A 20,854-nucleotide genomic window follows, 5' to 3' on the forward strand; every position below is an offset into this window, starting at 1 on the left:
TTTCACGCAAAAAATGTGGGTATCAGCCTAAAGTCCCGGCGGAGACTGTTCAGTTGACGGTTGTGTTGAACACCATGGCGAAGCTGGCCGCAGGACCAAGCGATGCAGCGCGGCCGGTCACGACATTCCCGGCAAAATCCATACCGAAGGGGTCGCTTTCGTCCCCGCCGCTATTATTGTCATCTTCTGCCGTGGTTGCGGCCGCGCAGGATGTGCCGGACAGCATGCTACCGGGAACAAAGGTAAGATTGGCCGGAATGCTGTCGGTCGCGACGACATTGCTGCTGGTGGCGCTGCCCGAATTGGAAACGAGCACGCAATAGCGGACAACAGCGCCGGGAACCGATTTGGGATTGCTGCCGCTAACACCGTCGCTCACTACATTGCTGAGCTTTGTAACGCTGAGCGTGGTTTGCGGATTGCAAAAGGTGAAGTCGTTGATCGCAATGGCCTGGCCATCCGGATCGGCAGGGGCGGTCGTATGGTTGCCATAGACAATCGTGATCGTATCGACGGGCGATGAAAATGTGGCGACTACGGTGCCCTGATTGGTGGTGTCGGACGCCGTGACATCGCCGATGGCGACATTGCCGAAGACATAATTGGTGACGCCGTTGGTCAGTGTGGGCGTAACCGATGCACCATTATAGGTTCCGGTGATGGTCATCTTGTCCGCAAAATCGTTGGGCGCATAGTCGACATCGAATATCGTGAATTGCGCGCCGGGCACGGCGGTCGGCAGGGTGACTACAGTCGTCGTTGTCTGCGTTCGTGTCGTATATTCGACATTTTGGTACAGCGAATTCTGGCCCGTGGTGCCACCGGTGATCGTCGCGTTAAGCTGCAACGGGATGGTGAATGTGCCCTGTGTGGTCACATTGAACCCGATCGCGCCAATATTGGCCACGGTCGCGGTCCCGGTCGAACTGCCGCTCGTCCAGCTTTGCGCGTTCCAGTCCAGCAGGGTGGTGCCGTTCGGACAGACAAGCGTTGGCGGCGTCCCTGCCGTTCGCGTTCCGGTCGTGGTGAAGCTGACGGCGGCATCGTCATCTTCGTTGATGGACGCGTTATTTGGTGTTGAATCGAGATCTGCCACCGACGATGCGCTGATTTCGGTATCATTCTGGATGGTGGTTCCAAGCCCTGCCGTTACCGTCACATTGATGGTCAATGTCCGGGTGGTACCGGCAGGTATGCTGCCAACGGTCCAGACTCCGGTGGCGCTGTCATAGCTGCCAAAACCGGATGCACTGACAAAGGACACCCCGGCGGGCAGGATGTCGAGTACGGTGACGCCCGAGGCAGCCGTGGGTGAGGATGCCGAATTTGTGACCGATAATGTGTAAGAAATCGCGCCGCCACTTGCCGGGTTGGCATTGCTGACCGTTTTGGTGAGCGACAAGTCGGCGTAGCTTGCAGGAGCGCTGGTCAGGTAAAGGTCCGCGCGTGTGAATGTTCCGACGTCCGCCAACACGGAATCGCAAATCACCATCGTCCAGGTTCCCAGGGAACTTTGCCCGTCAAATGCCGTCAAGGCTGCCGTCGGGCGGAATGTGCGCAGATAGGGCGGAACGGCGCCGGTCGTGTCGTTCGTGCTATGCGACGATATGGCCGCAGCGGCTTCATCATCGAACAGGACATTCAGGTTGTCCGCCGCGCCACCCACATTGGTCATGATCTGGACGCTGGTACCAAGGGGCGAAGTCAATGTGATGCGCAAATCGGAACGGTAGGTGTGGCTCAACAACACACCCAAATTGACGTCGGCAACGGTGAAATTCGTCCCCACGGTGAAGGTACGGGTGACCGTTGTCGCACAGGTTGTGGAGTCGACGATATTCCCGGTCGTGCTGTTTGTATATTGGTTGACCGTTTGCGCAAATGCGGACGCGGGCAGCCCGCACGACAGCATGACCAGCACCCAAAAGGTGCCGATGACACGCCACAATGCGGCATTCCAAACAGGAAACGATCCCATTTTCATTTTCGTTCCGGTCCACACATCCAACGGAACGACTAAATCATAGGGCTTAATTAATGATAAAGAACCGCAGAAGTCCCAGCATCCAAATTGTAAAATCTGGTCATTTTGCAGCAGAAGTTAACAGTATTACGGGTCGTTAACCTTAGCCCGTTACATAAGTCCGGATCGTTACGACCAGGACCTTCCTTGCAAAGACTTCTGATCCAAAAGCTTCGGCTGCTGCTGGCGACTTTGTTCGTTCTCCTGATGGGCTTCGGATCGACATCCGCCCAGGCGCAAAGCTGTGCGCCTGCCACGACGCAAGGCACCGCGCCGCAAGGGTGGGAAACCTACTGCTGGCTGGATTTTTCGACCTATAATGATGCGACCGCGCGTTCGACCGCGGGGCAGAATTTCTCTTTCAATCTAAGCGACGGATCGACGCTTTCGTTCAACCTGAAAGTGACGCCGACCACCGCAACCGCGTTCAGCGCGATTGCCGCGCCTTCCTGGACGGGCGCCGCCGTGGGTAATACGGCGTTTCTGGGCATTCCGGGGCGGCCGGTGCTGTACACCGCGTCGGCGGGCAACAAATCGATTACCTTTTCCGGTATCACGATCACCCCGCCGCCTGGCGCACCTGCGGTCACGGCTTATTCCTTTGTGGCGGCTGATGCGGAATCCACCAATAATGGAGAAAATCTGCAATTCGTCACCAATGGTTCGGGGTGGCAGATATTGGACCAGGTGAACCCGATCAGCGGCAATACCTATCCCACCATCACCGGCACCGGCACCTCGACCTTTACCGAGACAGGCGTCGCGGGAACGGTTGGGGGCTATATTGTCGGGTCGAACAGTCCCACAACCGTTACCACCAATATGCAGGCGGGTGGTTTGCAGGGCGCGATGTTCGCGGTGCGTTTTGCCTCCATCCGGTTGCGCAAAACCATTACCGGTGCCCGCGTCAATGCGGCGGACCAGTTCACCTTCCGCGTGTCGGCAACATCATCGGGAACGACGCTGGCATCGGGCACGACGTCCGGCACTACAAACGGCCCCTTTCAGGCGACGCCGCTTTCGCTCGCTTCCGGTATTCCGCTGACCCTGTCGGAAGCAATGGCCGCAGGCAGCGTCAGTACGCTGGCCAAATATGAAAGCCGGCTGACCTGTACCAACAGCACGACCAGTTCGACAACACCGCTGCCCAACAATCTGCTGACCACCAATTACAATTTCGGTGCCCTGCAATTCGGGGACGCAGTTATCTGCGTGTTCAACAATGCGGCCTATCCGCATATCCAGATCAGCAAGGCGCTCGGTACCGGCGGGCGGCGGTTCAGCACCGACCAGTTTAGCGTGCGCATCAACCAGGGGTCGACTGTCGTGGCATCGGCAACGACGACAGGGACCGGCACGACGGTGACGGGCGGAAACACCGGACTGGTGCAGGTCACGCCGGGGACCGCCTACACCTTGGATGAGATCATGTCAGGCCCGGGAAGCCTTACCCAATATACGTCGACGCTTTCCTGTACCAACGCCACCAATGGCGTGACGACGACATTCCCGACAACGGTGCCGGGGAATATCACCCCGGTTCTGGGGGATATCATCAGTTGTGTAGTCACCAACACCCGGCTTGCGGGCAACGCAACGCTGGTGGTGACAAAGACATCGACGGTGCTGTCCGACGGGGTCAGCGCGGCCAATCCCAAATCCATTCCCGGCGCGATTGTGCGCTATACGATCACGGTGCAGAACACAGGCAATCTGGCGGTGGATGCCAACAGCATTGTCGTCGTCGACAGCTTCCCTGCAAATTTCACGCTCGACGCCTCGACACCCTTCACCTTTACCGAAGGCACAAGGCCAAGCAATCTGAACGCGTTCAACCAGGGGACGATGGTCACCTATTCCAACACCGGAAGCGCGCCCTTCACCGCGCCCCTGGGCAGCGGCTACAACGCTGCGATCCGTGCCTTCCGCTTTGCGCCAACGGGAACGATGCAGGGTGCCAACGCGTCAGGGCCATCCAGCTTTTCGATTTCGTTCGTCGGCCGCCTGAACTAGGCCCTGACCCTAAATCCAGTCGCCCTGCGCCGCCATCCACACCGATAGCGCGGCGACCGCCGCTGTATCGGCGCGCAATATCCGCGGACCAAGCGAGACCGCAACCGCCGCCGGATGCGCGCGGATGGCGCTGTTTTCTGCGTCGGTAAAGCCACCCTCCGGCCCGATCAGCAGCGCGGCTGGCCCTGACGTGATGGCCGATCCGAACGGCGCACCGCCGCGCTCGTCACAGAAATAAAGCGTCCGGTCGGCCGGCCAGTCCCGCAGCAATGCGTCCAGTTTGGCAAGCGGCGCGATGTCGGGCAGGGCCGTCCGCTCGCACTGTTCGGCGGCTTCGATCACATGTGCGCGGAGACGATCTTCCTTGACCTTGTCGACGACGCAGCGGGTCGTCAGCACCGGCACAAAACGCGCGGCACCCAGTTCGCAGGCTTTTTCCGCGATCCAGTCGAAACGGTCTTTTTTGACCAGCGCCTGACACAGCCAGATGTCGGGCACAGGCTCCCGCTCACGCAACCTTTGTGCCACCTGCAAAGTCAGGTCGCGCTTTCCGGCGCTTGCCACATGGGCCAGATATTCGCCGGTCCGGTCATCAAACAGGACAACAGGTGCCCCGACTTTCAGCCGCATCACCCCGATCAGATAATGGGCGGCACCCCCTGAAACGGCGACATCCTGTCCTTCGGCCAGTGTCTGTTCGACAAACAGGCGGGGTGTGGATTTCGGGGGCCAGGCGGGGGTTGCGGGCATGACGGTTCCCTAACGCCAAACGAAGCGGGCGTCATCCTGCTTTTGCTTCAAGTTCGGCGTGACGGCGGGCGGATTTTTGTGCAGAGCATTGCCATGGCGATTCAAACGGTTCCGGACAGTGAATATAGCGGGGTGATGGGCCTGTTGCCTCCGAAGCTTCGCGCCTTTGCCCTGCTGGCCCGTTTTGATCGGCCGATTGGCTGGTGGCTGCTCTATTGGCCCTGCATCTATGGACTGGCATTGTCGGGCGGATTGATTGCGCAATGGGATCTGGCGCTGTGGATGCTGCTGGGTGCCATAACCATGCGCGGCGCAGGATGCGTGTATAACGATATCGTCGACCGCGACCTCGATGCGCAGGTGGCGCGCACCGCGCTCCGGCCCTTGCCCAGCGGACTTGTCACTGTGAAGGCCGCATGGGCGTGGCTGGTGGCCCTGTGCCTTGTCGGTCTCGCCGTGCTCATGCAACTGCGGTGGGAGGCGCAGCTGGTGGCGCTGGCCAGCCTTGCACTTGTTGCGGCCTATCCCTTCATGAAGCGGATCACCTGGTGGCCGCAGGTCTGGCTGGGGATGGTGTTCAGTTGGGGCGCACCTGTCGGCTGGGTCGCGATTACGGGGCAAATCGACGCGGCGATGCTGTGGCTTTATGCCGGGACCATATTCTGGGTCATTGGCTATGACACGATCTATGCCATGCAGGACCGCGAAGACGATGCGCTGGTGGGTATCAAGTCGAGCGCCCTGCGTCTCGGCGGTCATATCCGGAGCGGCGTGGCGCTGTTCTATGCGCTGGCGCTCGGTGGCTGGGGCATGGCGATCTGGAGCATCCGGCCCGAAAAACAGGCGCTGGTCGCGCTGGTGCCTGTTGCTATTCACTTGATGCTGCAGCTTTTCTCGCTCAAACGGGACGGCAGCAATGCGCTCGGCCATTTCCGGTCCAACCGGGTGGCCGGGCTGCTGGCGGCCCTGGCTTTTCTGGTCGTGGGCGCAGCAGGCACAGTTTAGGAGAGAGTTATGGAGCATCGCCGTCTTGGGAAAAGCGCCGTTGTTGTGTCCGACATCTGCATGGGGACGATGACCTTCGGTTCGCAAACCGAAGAGGCAGAGGCGCATCGCATATTGGACAGATGTCTTGATGCCGGCATCAACTTTTTCGACACGGCGGAAGGCTATCCCGTACCCCCCGACACCAAATGGGTCGGCCGGACCGAAGAAATTGTCGGACGGTGGCTGAAGGGCAAGAACCGCGACGCGATCATCTTGGCGACGAAGGTTTCGGGCCCAAGCCATCTGTGGTTCAAATCGCCCAAGCGTGGCGGCATGACGGCGCTCGACCGGCATAATATCACCGTCGCGATCGAAGACAGCCTGCGCCGGTTGCAGACCGACTATATCGACCTCTACCAAACCCATTGGCCCGACCATGACACCGCCTATGACGAGACAATGGAAACGCTGGACGAGCTGGTCCGCGCCGGAAAGGTGCGTGTGCTGGGTTGCTCGAACGAGACCAGCTACGGCCTTATGAAATCGCTTGCGACATCGGAACGGCTGGGCACGGCGCGTTACCATACGATCCAGAATAACTATTCGATCAACAACCGCCGGTTCGAGGATGAACTGAAACAGGTCTGCCGTCAGGAAGGCGTGTCGCTTTTGCCCTATTCGCCGCTGGCCGGTGGCGTGCTGTCGGGCAAATATCTTGGTGACCAGCGTCCCGAAGGCGCACGGTTTTCGCGTTATCTGCAAATGGAAGGCGCGCGCCAGTTCGACATGGCGCAACGCTTTGCCGGTCCCCGTGCACTGGAATCGACCGCGCGGATCGTGGCCATTGCACAGGAAGCGGGCATGTCCCCCGTCACGCTTGCCACCGCCTGGTCCAAACAGAATGACTTTGTCGCCTCGACCATTGTCGGGGTCAGCCGCGAAGACCAGCTGGACGAGATTTTTGCGGCAATCGACCTGAAGCTCAGCAAGGAAGTGATGACGGCGGTGCACAAGGTAACGAAGGAAATCTTGTACCCTATGGGGTAGTGGTTGGGGCGAGAACTCCAAGCCCGCATCCGTCACCCTGAACTCGTTTCAGGGTCTTAGTTTTCAACGTTGCGGTATTAAGACCCTGAAACAAGTTCAGGGTGACGGGGTGGATGATGGGGTGACGGTGTGTATTATTTCGATGGCACCTACGGCTTCACACCCAGCTTCGTCTGCTCGCTCAGTCCGTCGCAATCTCCGACCGGCCATAGCCCAGGGCTTCGGCGAGGGCCTGCAAACGGCGCTGGACCGAGTTGGAACGCAGCCGCGTTGCCTGACCGCTGAGCCGCAGGCGCAAGATGGCGTCATCGCCTTCGATCCTGCTGTCGGACAAGGCGCGTCCGGTGCCACCGTCCAGCCGCTGCGCCAGACGGATGGCAAGGCCCCAGATCACGGCCTGCGCCAGCGCCCCCGGCTTGGCGAGATTGGCCAGCATTTCGGGCAGCGTCCGTTTGCCCGCATGCACAGTCCACAGGGCGGCGGCGATGATGGCACGGTCGCTGGCGACCACACCGGGCCAGTTTCCGTCGAGCGCCAGATCAAGCGCATGATCGGCGCGATATTCGGGGTTCACATTCCAGACGCTGTCCGACAACAGACAGGCGGCGCGGCACAGACGCGCATCACCGTCGCTCTGGCCTGCAAATACCGGCGCAATCCAGTCCGCCAGCGCATCGCCATGAAAGGGAAAGCGGGCGAGGCGCTCGCCTTCAAAGCGGGTTGCGGCGATCAGGGGGTCTTCGCGGCGCTCGGCATCCGACAACTGATCGAACAGCAAACCTTCGCGCAGGCCATAGACGCTGGTGACCAGCTCGCGCGGCTCCAGAAGGCGGACGACCGCCGCCAGCAGGGCTGTTGCACCGGGCAAGGCCGCCATACGGGCGGATGCAATGACCTTGGTCTGCATCAGGGCGGCTTCGTTGTTGATTAACGGCATCAGCCGCGTCGGCGCATCGGGCGGTATCTGGTAATTGGACAGGATGGTCAGCGGATAACCGGCTTCATGCATATGCAGCCGCGCAAAGGACCGCCACGACCCGCCGATCATGTAAAAGGGCAGGTTGGGTTCATAGGGAAAGCCGTCTTCACCCTTCAGGGCATTGATTTCCTGCCGCAGCATCTGCGTGATTTGCTTGGTCGTTTTGCCTTTGAGGGCATCCTGCCGCAATGTGCCGAGTGGAAGCGAAACCCGTTCGTGCAATTTGCCGTCCGCAATACGGATCAGTTCCAGACTGCCGCCGCCCAGATCGCCAACATAGCCATTGGCGTGGGGATTGTCGCTGATGACACCAAGGCCCGCGGCTGTCGCTTCGGTTTCGCCGTCCAGCACTTCGACACGGATACCCAAGGCGGCCGCACCTTCAACCAGCTTCTGTCCGTTCCTGGCTTCGCGTGTGGCCGCCGTGGCGACAACGCGCAGCGTATCTACTTTCATGCCCCGGGCCAGCGTTTCAAACCGGCCAAGCGCGGCCAGCGCCTTTTTCATGGTCGCGTCGCTGATAACCCCGTCACCCGCCAGACAGGCGCCGAGAGCGACACGGCTTTTTTCATTGTAAATCGGCATCGGCGCACGCGGCAGGCCGTCATAGACGACCAGACGGATCGTGTTGGAGCCGATATCGATGACGGCCTTGCGGGTTGATCTCATCTCCGCCGGACGAGGCTGAGCGTCGGCACTTTCTTATCATCGGCCAAAGCGCCGCCCCGGCCGGACAAGGACGCATTGGTCATGAAATAATGGTGCAGATTGAATGGCATATCGCCAGCCTTTAACCTTTCATAACGGCCATCGGACCGCAGCATCCAGCTTTGCTGATTGTCGAGAAGGTTTGCAACCATTACCTGATCCAGAATCTGGTCATGGACCGTCGGGTTCTCGATCGGCAGCATATATTCGACGCGCCGGTCAAAGTTGCGCGACATCCAGTCCGCCGACGAGATGAAGACTTTCGCCTTGCTATTGGGCAGATCCGCGCCGTTGCCCATGGCCCAGATGCGGCTATGTTCCAGAAAACGTCCGACCACCGATTTGACGCGGATGCGCGAAGACATGCCCTTCACGCCCGGCCGCAGACAACATATGCCGCGCACCACCAGATCGATTTCGACCCCGGCCTCGCTCGCCTCGTAAAGCTTGTCGATGACCTCTTTGTCGACCAGCGAATTCAGCTTTGCCCAGACCGCGCCGGGTTTTCCTGCCTGCACATTGGCGATTTCCTGATCGATCAGCGCCATCACCTTTTCACGCAGGCCCAGCGGGCTCATCGTCAGCAGTTGCAGATTGCTGGGCGGTATATAGCCGGTGATATAGTTGAAGATCTGTCCCGCATCATGCCCGACGCGCGGATCGGCGGTGAAGAAGCTGATGTCGGTGTAGATCTTGGCGGTAATCGGGTGGTAATTGCCGGTGCCCAGATGGCAATAGGTGCGAAAACCATCGGCCTCGCGGCGGACGACCAGCGAAATCTTGGCATGAGTCTTCATGTCGACAAAGCCGTAGACGACCTGCACGCCGCTATTTTCCAGTTGCGATGCCCAGTGGAGATTCTGTTCCTCGTCGAAACGGGCCTTCAGCTCCACGATCGCGGTAACAGACTTACCCGCTTCGGCCGCTTCGCACAGCGCGCGGATCACTGCCGATTGCTTGCCCGCGCGGTAAAGCGTCTGCTTGATCGCCACGACATCCGGGTCCCGCGCTGCCTGCTGCAGAAAGGCGAGCACCACGTCGAAGCTTTCATAAGGGTGGTGGATGACGATGTCTTTTTGGCGAATGGCGGCAAAGCAGTCGCCATCATGTTCCAAAATGCGTTCGGGAAAACGCGGCGAATAGGGCGGGAATTTGAGCGACGGGCGGTCTTCTTCGACCAGTTGCGCCAGATCGCCGATCCCGAGAAAGCCGACCGTTTCCGCAACCAGTGACGACCCTGCGCCCAGTTCGTTGCGGATCAGGGTCGACAGTTCGGCGGGCAGGCCCTTTTCCAGTTTCAGCCGGATGATCTTGCCCCGCCGCCGCCGTTTGATGGCGCTGCGGAAATAACGGACGAGGTCTTCGGCCTCTTCCTCCACCTCGATATCGCTGTCGCGGATGATGCGGAAGGCACCGGCGGCGATCAGGATATAGTCCGGGAACATCTGCCCCACGAAATGGCGGATCAAATCTTCGATGGTGACAAAGCGGGTTCCGGCACCCGGCAGACGCACAAAGCGGCGCAGCGAGGACGGGATCATCACCAGTTGCCGTACGACTTCGCCATCATCCTTACGGCGCATATCGAAGATCAGGCTGATGCCCTGGTTGGGAATGAAGGGGAAGGGATGGGCAGGGTCCAGCGCCTGCGGTGTCAGCACAGGTAATATCTGTTCGCGGAAATAACGTTCGACTTCGGCGGCATGGGTTTTGCCAATGGCGGCAGGTTCCACGACCTTGATGCCTTCGGTGGCCAGTTCCTTGAGCAGTTTCTTCCAAAGCTTTTGCTGCTCCGCCATCAAGGCGTCGGCAGCGGCGACCGTGGCCGCCAACTGTTCGGAGGGCGTCCGGCCGTCAATGGACAGCTCTTCAATCTTGCGGGCCTGTTGCCCGCGCAGGCCGGCCACGCGTACCATGAAAAATTCGTCGAGGTTCGTGCCCGAGATCGACAGGAACCGCAGGCGTTCCAGCAGCGGGTGGGCGGGATTGGCGGCTTCTTCGAGGACGCGCTGGTTGAATTTCAGCCAGGACAGTTCGCGGTTGAAATAGCGGCTGGCGGCCAGGTTTTTCTCGTTTTCCAAACTGTTTAGACCGGGCGCGGGCTTCACGAACATTGTCCTTTTCGATGGTTCTGTGCGCGGTGGCACGGAAACATTACGCTTTTACGGCAGTCGCATGCAAAAAATGTAATATTTCAGACGTTATTTTGTAATCGTACATAAGCGAGCGAGTCACAAGCCCTGCCTAATGCGCCCGAAACCATGTTGGTTAGCCAGGGGCAAGGTACATGATTTCGCATACAGCAGCATCCGTTCGTCTTTTGAAAGCATCCATGTGGGCAGGTGCCGCTCTGGTGGCATTTTCCGCGCAAATTGCGGCCGCGCAAGAGGCCCCGCCTGCCGACGCGGCGGATGAAGGGGATGCAATTGTCGTCACCGGATCGCGTCCGATCGCCGAATCCGAAGCCGCCGCGTTGCAGGTGCAGCGCAATTCCGATTCTCTTGTTACCGTCGTGGCATCGGACTCGGTGGGCCGTCTGCCGGACCAGAATATCGCGCAGGCCACAGGCCGTCTGCCGGGCGTTGCGGTCGAGCGCGACCAGGGTCAGGCACGCTATATCTCGCTGCGCGGGGCGCCCAATTATTGGACCACGCTGTCGTTCGACGGCATCAATGTCGTCAGCCCCGAAGGACGCGATGCGCGTTTCGATTCCATTCCGTCGGCGCTCGCCGCGCAGATTGTCGTATCCAAGGCGGTAACACCCGACATGCCCGGCGAAACAATTTCGGGCAATGTGAACATCATCACCCGCTCCGGTCTTGATTATGACGGCTTTCACCTTTCGGGAAAACTCGGTGCCGGACAGACGGAATTGGGCAAACGTGGCGAATATGAAGGCTCGCTCACCGTTTCCAACAAGTTCGACACCAACATCGGTGAAATCGGGATACTTGTTTCGGGCAGCTATTATGAACGCAACATGCTGACCGACAATTTTGAAATAGATTGGGAACAGGTTTCCAACGACCGTCGGCCCGGATTTGAATCGCGCTTCTGGGCACGCGAGACGGAAAACAAGCTTTATCGATTGACCCGTAAAAACTACTCGATTTCCGGACGTATCGATTTCCGTCCCGATCCCGGCAATGTGATTTCGGTCCGGTCGCTCTACACCATCTTCACCGACGACGAGGCACGCGACAATTATATCTTTGATATGGACGACCGTCAGGGCGATCTGGTGGCCAACACCGCGGCCTGCACCGGCGGAACGACAACGCCGACGACATCGGCCTATGCCGATGCGTGTATCAACAGTCCCTTTGCCGGAACCGTTTACGGGGTGGATATCAACCAGAGGTCGACGCTGCGCGAATTTCGCCAGTCGGTTTTTACAAATACGATTGAGGGCAAGCATGAACTTGGTGAAAATTGGGGGCTGAAATGGGTTGCCAATTATACCAGGTCGATAGATGACCGCTCTGTCGTGGGTGAGACGCGCTGGGACAGCCCGTCGACCCGCACCCTGCGTCCGACGGTCGCTTATGATTTTACCAACAACAATCTCGCCCGTGTGCAGTTGTTCACGACCAACCAGCTCAGTGCGCCCACACGCTTTTCGGCAGGTACGCCTGTTACGGCGATCGACACTTTCACAAAGCCGCTGACGTCGTTCCGCTCGCTTGATGCTGTCGATCCGACCAAAGCCTATACGTTCAAGGGCGAATTGTCGCACGACACCAATTTGTTTGGCGGCGAAACAACTTTCCGCGTCGGCATCCAATATGACCAGCGTACGAAGATCAACCGCGAGCGTGAGCTGCTCTTAAACAGCGCGGCACAATTTACGGCGGCGGGCATCGGGACGACATATGACCAGTTTTCGCTCGACATCCCCTTCAAGGGCAAGATTCCCCTCGGTTACACATTCCGTTATTTCGATACCGAAGCGATGCGCGACTATCTGGAACGTGCAAAAACGGTGCGTGGTTTCACGCCGGTATCGGGCAACCATTACAATGTTCGCGAGCGGGTTCTGGCGGGATATGTAATGGCGAACAGCAAGTTCGACTGGGGCAGCGTCGTAGGTGGCGTTCGCGTGGAAAAGGTAACTAACCGGGGCCGTTCGCTGGCGACAATTCCCGGCGTGGTCGGCGAGATTGAGGCATCCAGCAGCAGCACGCTCGCATTCCCCAGCCTGCATATGAATTTCGACGTCACCGATGATGAAAAACTGCGTATCGGGTTTACCAGCGGCGCGGCGCGCGCCGATTATGACCAGTTGCGTCCCAATGTTGTGGTCAATGACGCTAACCAGTCCATTTCCGGCGGCAACCCGGCGGTGAAGCCGGAGCGCGCCTATGGCGTCGATGCCTATTATGAATATTATGTGCAGCCGCAGGGCTATTTCATGCTGGGTGCCTTTTACAAGCGGGTCGAGGATGTGCTCTACAATTCACGCCGCACCTTTGGCTCCAATGCCCTGGATACCAATGGCGTTGACCGTTCCGGATATGCCTTCAGCGGGATTACCAATGGTGGCACCGGGCGGATCTTTGGTTTCGAGGCTGCTGCCCAGATCCAGCTGGAACCCTATGTCGCCGATCTTGGTCTGCCGGACTGGATGGGTGGTTTCGGCCTGACCGCGAACGCGACCTATAATGACAGCGAAGTGAAAAAGCCTGCCATCGTCAATGCGTTGGGCGTCATCACCTCGCCCGAACGCCGCGTGCCGCTGCCCGGTACGTCACAGGTTGTCTACAATGTCGGGGCCTATTACGAAAAATACGGCCTGTCGCTGCGCCTGCAATATCAGAACCGCACGACCTGGGCCGACGGTTTTGCCGATGACCTGGCCGATGCCGGCGACACCTATTGGGCCGATGATGACGAGCTGGATTTCTCCGCCCGCTATGAAATTTCCAAGGGCTTTGAAGTCTATTTCGATGCGTCCAACCTGCTCAACAATCCCGGCCGCCGTTATTCCGATCCGTCCAACCTGCTGAACGCCAGCGGCATTCCGGCGGTCCGCAACGGGCAGTATACCATCGAGTGGGAACAATTTGGCCGTCGCTATTCGGGCGGCATCCGCGTCAACTTCTGATGCGCGCTGTCTTTGTTCTGGGGACCCTGCTTCTCGCCGGTTGCGCCACGCCGCAACCGGTGATGAGCCCGCTGCCCACCACTTCTGTCACGGCCTTGGTTGAAACCGATCCGGTCGGGACGGCCGATGACGCGGCGGACGATCCCGCGATCTGGCGCAACGCGGCGGATCCGGCGGGCAGCCTTGTGGTTGCGACCGACAAGCAGGCCGCGATCCATGTCTATGACCTGAAGGGCAAGCGCCTCCATTCCGCGCCGTCGCCCCGGCTGAACAATGTCGACCTGCGCGATGTGGGCGGCGCAACCGGCGTGCTTGTCGCGGCCAGCGACCGGCAGGATATCGCCAACGCCAAAATGGCGCTGTTCCGGCTCGACACCACCGCCCGGCAACTGGTCCCCATCGGCAGCATCGCCGTTGGCGCTGGGGAGGCCTATGGCATGTGCCTGTGGCAACGGGCATCGGACAAGGCGCTGTTCGGCTTCCTCGTCCTGAAAGACGGCCGCATCGATCAGGTCGCGCTGGACCTTTCGGGTCCTGTCCCCACCGGCAAGGTGGTACGCAGCATGAAGCTTGCGACCCAGTCCGAAGGCTGCGTCGTCGATGACCGCACGGGCATCCTCTATGTCACCGAAGAGGATGTGGGCCTGTGGAAATTCAATGCCGCACCCGATGCCCCCGTCACCGCCACCGCGCTTGCGAGCGCCGATGGCAAGGAAATCGTCATGGACGCCGAAGGGGTCGCGCTGGCGCCCGAAGGGGCCGATGGCGGCTATCTGCTGGTGTCGAGCCAGGGCGACAATGCCTATGCCGTCTACCGCCTGCCTGCCGTCACCTATGCCGGACGCTTCCGCATTGGCGATGGCGCGCTTGACGGTGTGCAGGAAACCGACGGTATCGAACTGGTGCCGGGCGATTTCGGCCCTGCCTTTCCCGATGGACTGTTCGTCGCGCAGGATGGTGACAACCGGCCGCAGACGCAGAATTTCAAATATGTCGGCTGGGCCGATATCCGCAAGGCACTGGGGCTATAGGCAAAAGTCGGTGTTGCAATGGCGTGCCTGCGGGTTATGGGCAGGACATGACAAAAATCTGGTTCGACGACACACTTGACCTTGAAGGCCTGACCCAGGGCAGCAGCGATTGTATGCCCGGCTATGTCGGGATCGAATTCACCGCCTATGGCGATGACTGGCTGCAGGCTCGTATGCCGGTGAACGAACGGACGAAGCAACCCTATGGCCGCCTGCACGGCGGTGCGTCGGTGGTATTGGCCGAAACCATCGGGTCGACCGGCGCGGCCTTGACCGTCGACCGCAGCAAATTTGCAACCGTCGGCATGGAGATCAACGCCAACCATATCCGCCCGGCAAAGGACGGCTATGTCATAGCAACCGCCCGCCCGGAATCGATCGGCCGCACCACGCAGATCTGGTCCATCCGTATCGAGGACGAGGCAGGCAAGCTTGTCTGCATCTCCCGCCTGACAATGGCTGTCATTCCGACCGACAGGGCGTAAAAGATACCGGGAGCCAGACAATTGCCGCGCGCGGCATGTCCTGCTATCGGGGATATGACACCGCTGGACAGATTATTGGAAGCAGACAGATGACGATCAGATATGTCCGTGAATTCAAGGGGTTTGCCGGCATCCGGCTCGAATCGGATGATATCGGCACGGCGGACGATCCGTCGATCATCCTGCTCCACGGCTTTGGCCAGACCCGCAAGGTGTGGGAAGATGTCGCGCTCGGTCTGGAACAGGCGGGACGCCATGTCATCAATGTCGACCTGCGCGGCCATGGGGGCAGCGACTGGCCATCGGACAGCCGCTACGGCTTTGACGCCTATGTCGAGGATCTGCGCGCCGTTCTGGGGCAGATGCGGACCCGGCCCGTGGTCGTGGCCGCAATGCACAGCGGCTGGATCGCAACGGCCGCCCTGGCCGAGGACGCGGCAACGCTCGCATCCGGCCTGATCCTGGTCGATCCCCCGGCGGAACAGGGCGCGCAGACGGTGCGCGCCGCCGCCGAGTCCCTTTCGGCATCGCTTCTGCAGGGGCTGGCAAAGCCCGATTATGACACGCGCCTGCTCGACATGTTCCATGTCGACGGCACGGGGGAACGCCTGTCGGTGGCGGCCCCGCATATCAATATCCCCGTCCTGCTGATCCGTGGTGCGCTGGGCAATGTGGAACCCGACACGGCATCCCCCGCCTTTGTCGCCGCCTTCCCCGATGTGGAGGCGATCGATGTCGATGGCGGCGGCCTGCTCGTCAACGCCGAACGGACCGAGGCCTTTAACGGCCTGCTCATCGACTTTCTGGAGCGCAAGCAACCGCGCTTCATCCCCGAATACCGCAGCGGTTCCGATGCGCGGACCTTGCGCGACGCGATGGGCTGCTTTGCAACGGGTATCACCATCATCACCGCACACGCCGCCGATGGCCGCCCTGTGGGCCTTACCGCCAACAGCTTCACCAGCGTGTCGCTCGACCCGCCGCTCCTGCTCGTCTGCATCGCCAACAATGCGGGCAGCGCGCAGACCCTGCGCGCGGCCGAAAGCTTTGCCGTCAACGTCCTGCAAATCGGGCAGCAACCGGTGTCGAACCTGTTCGCAGGCAAGGGGGAGGACCGCTTTGCCGGCACCCGCTGGGAAGTCGGCGAATATGGCGCGCCCATCCTGCCGAGCTCGCTCGGCATCTTCGAATGCACGCGCCACGCGCTGCATGAGGCCGGCGACCATTTCCTGCTGGTGGGCAAGGTGGAAAAGGCAAGCTTTGAACCGCGCCGCGATCCGCTGCTCTATTTTCGCGGGAAATACCGGCGGCTCCACTTCACCTGACCCGGCGCACCTGACGCGTCCCTGCTAGATCATCCTGCGCTGTTGCAGGATCGCGGGGATCTTCTCCTTGAACGGGAAAAATCCTTTGGTCGCATGGGGCCAGAAATCCGTGTCCCATGTGCGGCGCACGGGATATAGCGTGATGCCCGCCGCCTTCAGATCCCGCCCCAGCTGCGCCAGATTATCCGCCATCGGCCCGACCGGCGCATAGGCGGTCAGGACCTGCCGCACCCCTGCGAACTGCGCCGATGCGATCAACTGGTCCGCTGTGATCTGCGGATAGGGCGCAACGTCGCATCCCATCTGCGCCCGCACGCGCGACGCGGTGTCGCTCAACGCGCGCTCCACAAAATCCCCTGCCGCTTTCCCCCACAATGTCTGCTTCGCGCCCGTCACCACGGCCCCTGCGATACGCGCCGTGGGGATCAACTGGATTTCCGGAACCATATCCTCATGCGTGACCAGCAACAGCGCAGGTCCCGCCGCGTCAAACGGTTCGACCGGCGGCAGGGGCAGGGCAGGGGGCACCGGCTCCTCACTCAGGTCGAATGCCTGCGTGGCCAGACCCTGGGGCGCGAACCGGCCATTGGTGAAACGCGCGATATTCTCCCGCGTCGCCAGATAGCTTTTGCCCGGGGTCTGCAACCCTGCGACCCAGCGCCAGGACAGCGTGTTGCTGGCGGCGTCGGCATCGATCAGGTGCCGTAAAAAGAAATCCGCCCCCAATTCCCACGGCAGGCGCAGCGTGAATATCCAGATGGACGCAAACCACATCCGCGCATGGTTGTGCAGATACCCCGTTTCCACCAGCTCGCGTGCCCAATGGTCGAACCCGTCTATCCCCGTCCGGCCGCCTTGCGCATCGGCGAGACCGGCATCGTCGGCCAATGCCTCGCGCCACCGGTCGCGCGCGCCGAGGAACCGGGTCCACACCGACGGCCGCATTTCCAGCCACCCCTTCCAATAGGTGCGCCACAGCACCTCCTGCACATATTTTTCCGCCGCGGCCAGGCTATGGCGGTCCAGCACGGCGGCGACGACCTCCTCCTCTGTCAGCAACCGGTACCGCAGATAGGGCGACAGGCGCGACACGGCGCCCGGCTGATCCGGTCCGAAATCGGTGTTGCGGCCGGTGGCATAGGCGTGCCCGGCATGGGGCGCAAAATGGTCCAGCCGGTCCAGGGCATCTTCGCGTGTTGCCGGAAAACGGGGGGACGGTTTCATAGGCCCCGACCTATCCCAAGTCCCCCACCCTGTCAGTTAGGGCGTTTTGCGGTAGAAGATGACGGCCACTAGTCGTGGCCGGCGTTTTTCAGTTATTGTAACTTTGCCACTACTGATCGGGGATTTTCTCTAAGATAGCAGTCTCGTTGGCTAATTGGAGATTGAATCATGCGTCTTACCCTTCACGCCAAAATTGAGTTGGCGATAGTAGCTGCTTTGCTGCTTGGTAGTTGCGAGGCAGAGTGGGAAGATCGGCTGGATGTTGCGGACGTCAATGCACGCAATGCTCTTGCCCAGGCTGCTGATCTGGAAAGCAGGGTCTCCGACATCGAGGACCGATTAAATATGTGAGGTTGTGGATTAAGAACTTCGTCATGTTTAAAGTTAAACTTGACAATTGCCATGGCGCTTGCCGCCCTTGTACTGCTCTCCGACTGAAGACGAGGTCAAGAACGATGTCGGGATGAAGAGGGCGAACCTTAGTTCGCCCTCTTCAGGCTTAGGCGGCGCGTAGCCCTGTAATGTGACTGCCGCGTTTCCCGGTCTTGATTTCAGAGATGCGCCCTTGGTTTATCCCTAGGTCTGCCGCAATATCGTGTTGGTATTCGCCTAAGCGAACCCGGTCCCATATTATACGGATTATCTCGTCTGTCAGTTTGGCGCGGTTACGCCGTCTCTTGTCGTGTGCCATGCAGTTTTCTCCTTACTGGCCATTCGCTACGACTTGACGGGAGAAAGTTTGGAGCGCAGAACGTTCCAAGTCAGGTTTTCTCCAGCTTCGCGTCTTAAGCAAACAATTTTCTGCGAAGCTGTCCTGATCTGAGAGCCCAGCCTGGTACGCTGGGCTTTCGTCGTTTCAGGACTGCCGTACGATATAAATCCAGAGAATCGGTTAGTTCGCAAGAAAATACGATATTCAGTTCATCGCTATTCTTAATCCGTTTATCGCTCGAAAAATGAAGGAAATTCAACGACTCGTTGAGAACGAGGCGTGTTTTTTGTGTCAAGAGACGATAATGATTTTAAATTAACTGGGGAAAAGTATTGAATTCGTGGTTCGGCTTCTAAAGTAGCAGCCAATTTAGAGCTTTATTTTTCAAGAATAGTCTGAAAGATTTTGACCGTGCTCAATAGCCGAATAGCAGGTTGCTTCTTTTCATTGAAATGTAGGATCGCATTTGCCACTCCCGATGAGCCCTTTTCCCGTAGGGAAAAGGACGCGCTCTTTGAAATTGGGAATTAGCGAGAAAACTGCGGGGTTTTTCCTGCGTGGAGGGATGGAATGTCCGTTTTTTTGTGCGGGTTCCGGACCTCTGCTTGGCATATGCTGCGATGTTAAGTTTTTTTAACAAAAGGGCTGTGCAGGCTTCAGCCGGGTTAACAAACGGGCACGGAACCGGTTGTCAGCAGGGTCCCTTCGGCCCATAAGCGTGGCGTGCCGGAAACCCATATCATCGCCGCAATCGCCTGGGCCATCCTGTTGGGTGGGGCCGGGGGTGCCCTGACCACCATCGGTGTCTGGTACCGCAATCTCAAAAAGCCGAGCTGGCAACCGCCCGACTGGCTTTTCGGGCCGGCATGGACGGTGATCCTCGGCCTTGCGGCATGGGCCGCGGTGCTGGCCTGGGAAGGGGCGGCGGATACCGACGGGCGCAGGACGATCATCATCCTGTATGCCGTGAACTTTGTCGGCCATTTCCTGTGGTCGCCGTTGTTCTTTACCTTGCGCCGGCCGGACTGGGCTTTGGTGGAGGTGGTGTTCCTGTGGGCGTCGGTGCTCGCGCTCTGCATCGGGCTTGCGCCCTATTCGGTGCTGGCGAGCTGGCTGATCGTGCCCTATCTGGCGTGGGTCAGCTTTGCGGGCCTGTTGAACCTTGCGATCGTGCGGCTGAACGGACCGTTCCGGCCCAAGTTCCGGAAAGGGTGACAAGGCCCGTTGCGGGCAGGCCCCTGATCCGGATCAAAAGCCCCAGAAGCGCGGGGCCGGTCCGCGCAAGGGGGACGGGCTGGACAAGGATGCCTCGGATATGCCGTTGGGGCCGCCCACCGCGCAAATGGGGGCGACCGAGCTCAGCAATGTGCGCGGCATGTTGATGAAGCTGTTGTCGTAACGCCCCTGCTCGATGGCATAGAGTTCGTGATAGGCGCCCACGCTGTCGGTGGCCTCCACCGCCTCGTAAAAGGTGACCCAGGCCGGGGTCCGGTTCGGGTGCTTTATGGTGGCGTAATGCTCCAAATCCTCCATCGACCGCCAATATTGGATCAGGACCGTCGTGCGGCCGAACCAGGTTTGGCCGCCCAGAAAGCCCTTGGCCCGGTTGGTGCTGAGTTCGCGCAGCATGCGCCCCATCTGGAACACAAGGGGGAGCCAGCGGTGGACGTGCCACAGCTTGTTGATACGCATGCCGATCAGCAGCACGACAAAGGGTTCGTCGAGGCGAGCGATCCAGCGACCTTCGTAAATCTCGTTCATCGTTCGGTTTCCTTTGCTTGGGGTCCCGGGGTGAGCGACGGAGCGACCCCCAAGGCAACGCCAACACGTTGCAGGGCGATCATCGCAAAGCCGTTTCGGGTATCGGGACTGAGTTCCAGGGTATCGAGCGCATCGCTGCGCATCAGGCTGACAATGCCGTGCAGGCTGGACCAGATGAACAGGGCCTCGCGATTTACGGCCTCCTGGTCAAAGGGTTGCCCCCGCTCGGTGAATATCCGGGTCAGCAAATTCTGAAGCACGCCAAAGGCCGCCCGCGCACCGTTCAGCATTTCGCCATGCCGTTCGGGATCGGGAAGGGCGCCGCCGAAGATCAGCCGGTATTGCAGCGGGCGGGACAGGGCGAACTGGACATAGGCCATGCCCATGGCAAGCGCATCGGCCCCGACATTGTCCGTGCGCGGCGGCGCATTCAGCGCGGCGGCAAATTCGGCAAAGGACCGGCGGATGACTTCGGCAAGGACATGGTCGCGGCTGGGGAAATGGCGGTAGGGTGCCTGATGGGACACACCCAGCCGGCGCGCGACTTCCCGCAGGCTGAGGCTTTCGATGCCGCGCAGTTCGATGATCGCGGTCGCTTCTGCGATGCACGCCTCGCGCAGGTCAACGCGGGCTGGCTGGTCGGGCCCCGGGGTCATAGGAAATGGCACGGCTTCAGGCTTGAAGACCGCACGGCAAACGGCATGC

The 20,854-nt window shown here is 59.9% G+C and carries 16 protein-coding genes; 9 read left to right on the top strand and 7 right to left on the bottom strand.

What is annotated here, in order from left to right:
* Window positions 1-49: 49 nt before the first annotated feature.
* On the bottom strand, window positions 50-1,984 hold the full coding sequence (locus FOM92_RS00435; protein WP_246087099.1) for a proprotein convertase P-domain-containing protein: 1,935 nt from the start codon (window positions 1,982-1,984) through the stop codon (window positions 50-52).
* A gap of 186 nt (window positions 1,985-2,170) precedes the next feature.
* Here FOM92_RS00435 and FOM92_RS00440 point away from each other — a divergent pair, with 186 nt between their 5' ends.
* Window positions 2,171-4,036: a CshA/CshB family fibrillar adhesin-related protein gene (locus tag FOM92_RS00440; RefSeq protein ID WP_143774824.1), complete on the top strand. Its 1,866-nt coding sequence runs from the start codon at window positions 2,171-2,173 to the stop codon at window positions 4,034-4,036.
* Between the two features lie 9 nt (window positions 4,037-4,045).
* Here FOM92_RS00440 and FOM92_RS00445 read toward each other — a convergent pair whose 3' ends face one another.
* The gene (locus FOM92_RS00445; RefSeq protein ID WP_143774825.1) at window positions 4,046-4,786 is read right to left on the bottom strand and encodes a 16S rRNA (uracil(1498)-N(3))-methyltransferase; all 741 of its coding nucleotides are present in this window, start codon (window positions 4,784-4,786) and stop codon (window positions 4,046-4,048) included.
* Between the two features lie 93 nt (window positions 4,787-4,879).
* Between FOM92_RS00445 and ubiA the strand changes: the two genes are divergently transcribed.
* Both ubiA and FOM92_RS00455 read left to right on the top strand, forming a co-directional pair.
* Complete coding sequence (gene ubiA, locus FOM92_RS00450) at window positions 4,880-5,791, top strand: 4-hydroxybenzoate octaprenyltransferase (protein ID WP_143776249.1); 912 nt, start codon at window positions 4,880-4,882, stop codon at window positions 5,789-5,791.
* 9 nt (window positions 5,792-5,800) lie between these two features.
* Entirely contained in the window at window positions 5,801-6,820 is a 1,020-nt protein-coding gene (locus FOM92_RS00455) for an aldo/keto reductase (protein WP_143774826.1), read from the top strand.
* Window positions 6,821-7,001: 181 nt separating this feature from the next.
* On the opposite strand, the gene FOM92_RS00460 is transcribed toward FOM92_RS00455, so the two are convergent.
* The gene (locus tag FOM92_RS00460; RefSeq protein WP_143774827.1) at window positions 7,002-8,468 is read right to left on the bottom strand and encodes a Ppx/GppA family phosphatase; all 1,467 of its coding nucleotides are present in this window, start codon (window positions 8,466-8,468) and stop codon (window positions 7,002-7,004) included.
* A complete protein-coding gene (locus tag FOM92_RS00465; RefSeq protein ID WP_143774828.1) occupies window positions 8,465-10,621 on the bottom strand; it encodes an RNA degradosome polyphosphate kinase in 2,157 nt (718 codons plus the stop codon). Before FOM92_RS00465 ends, FOM92_RS00460 begins: the two co-directional genes overlap by 4 nt.
* Before the next feature lie 173 nt (window positions 10,622-10,794).
* On the opposite strand from FOM92_RS00465, the gene FOM92_RS00470 reads away from it, so the two are divergent.
* The 4 genes from FOM92_RS00470 to FOM92_RS00485 all read left to right on the top strand — a co-directional run bounded on the left by FOM92_RS00470 (window position 10,795) and on the right by FOM92_RS00485 (window position 16,452).
* Complete coding sequence (locus FOM92_RS00470; protein ID WP_246087101.1) at window positions 10,795-13,611, top strand: TonB-dependent receptor; 2,817 nt, start codon at window positions 10,795-10,797, stop codon at window positions 13,609-13,611.
* On the top strand, window positions 13,611-14,642 hold the full coding sequence (locus FOM92_RS00475; protein ID WP_143774829.1) for a phytase: 1,032 nt from the start codon (window positions 13,611-13,613) through the stop codon (window positions 14,640-14,642). The genes FOM92_RS00470 and FOM92_RS00475 overlap by 1 nt, the downstream gene beginning before the upstream one ends.
* Window positions 14,643-14,689: 47 nt before the next feature.
* Complete coding sequence (locus FOM92_RS00480; RefSeq protein ID WP_143774830.1) at window positions 14,690-15,127, top strand: hotdog fold thioesterase; 438 nt, start codon at window positions 14,690-14,692, stop codon at window positions 15,125-15,127.
* 89 nt (window positions 15,128-15,216) lie between these two features.
* On the top strand, window positions 15,217-16,452 hold the full coding sequence (locus FOM92_RS00485; protein WP_143774831.1) for an alpha/beta fold hydrolase: 1,236 nt from the start codon (window positions 15,217-15,219) through the stop codon (window positions 16,450-16,452).
* A gap of 24 nt (window positions 16,453-16,476) precedes the next feature.
* Here the strand turns inward: FOM92_RS00485 and FOM92_RS00490 are convergent, their stop codons facing one another.
* The gene (locus FOM92_RS00490) at window positions 16,477-17,676 is read right to left on the bottom strand and encodes an FAD-binding domain-containing protein (protein WP_143774832.1); all 1,200 of its coding nucleotides are present in this window, start codon (window positions 17,674-17,676) and stop codon (window positions 16,477-16,479) included.
* A 168-nt stretch (window positions 17,677-17,844) separates the two neighbouring features.
* On the opposite strand from FOM92_RS00490, the gene FOM92_RS00495 reads away from it, so the two are divergent.
* Both FOM92_RS00495 and FOM92_RS00500 read left to right on the top strand, forming a co-directional pair.
* A complete protein-coding gene (locus tag FOM92_RS00495) occupies window positions 17,845-18,027 on the top strand; it encodes a hypothetical protein (RefSeq protein WP_143774833.1) in 183 nt (60 codons plus the stop codon).
* Between the two features lie 1,099 nt (window positions 18,028-19,126).
* Window positions 19,127-19,603, top strand: a complete 477-nt coding sequence (locus FOM92_RS00500) for a TspO/MBR family protein (protein ID WP_425473369.1) — start codon at window positions 19,127-19,129, stop codon at window positions 19,601-19,603.
* A 33-nt stretch (window positions 19,604-19,636) separates the two neighbouring features.
* Here the strand turns inward: FOM92_RS00500 and FOM92_RS00505 are convergent, their stop codons facing one another.
* Both FOM92_RS00505 and FOM92_RS00510 read right to left on the bottom strand, forming a co-directional pair.
* A complete protein-coding gene (locus tag FOM92_RS00505; protein ID WP_143774835.1) occupies window positions 19,637-20,149 on the bottom strand; it encodes a DUF4188 domain-containing protein in 513 nt (170 codons plus the stop codon).
* Window positions 20,146-20,805, bottom strand: a complete 660-nt coding sequence (locus FOM92_RS00510; RefSeq protein WP_170226752.1) for a TetR/AcrR family transcriptional regulator — start codon at window positions 20,803-20,805, stop codon at window positions 20,146-20,148. Before FOM92_RS00510 ends, FOM92_RS00505 begins: the two co-directional genes overlap by 4 nt.
* Between the last annotated feature and the right edge of the window lie 49 nt (window positions 20,806-20,854).

This window comes from Sphingorhabdus contaminans (assembly GCF_007280415.1).
GTDB lineage: Bacteria > Pseudomonadota > Alphaproteobacteria > Sphingomonadales > Sphingomonadaceae > Sphingorhabdus_B > Sphingorhabdus_B contaminans.